Annotated in this window: 1 pseudogene; it reads right to left on the reverse strand. The window is 44.9% G+C overall.

Annotated features, from left to right (window positions below):
• Positions 1-305 (reverse strand): annotated as a pseudogene (locus tag E5329_RS32460) (hypothetical protein); the annotation flags it as partial.

Here is a 305-nt window from a genome sequence, read left to right on the forward strand (position 1 = left end):
TTGCACATCGGGGCAAATGGGCCTGTGAAGTAGGATGTTTTCATAGATCCACCTCAGTCGTTCATTTTTTGCGGACAGTTCAATACATACCTGTCTGCTTCGTTCTCTGCTCCTACGTTTCGTTTCTGTCCCTTGAGCCTTTCTTATCTTTTCCCTGCACTCTGGACAATACTTCGATATTGCGGAGCGGGGGACGTATTCAACACCGCACACTGTACAATTCTTAGGCTTTAATACTGTCCACCGCTTCGTGGGTGTGATATGTAATTCACCGACAAAGCCGATGAATTTATAGTAAATCTTGA

Source organism: Petralouisia muris (assembly GCF_004793545.1).
Classification (GTDB): domain Bacteria; phylum Bacillota; class Clostridia; order Lachnospirales; family Lachnospiraceae; genus Petralouisia; species Petralouisia muris.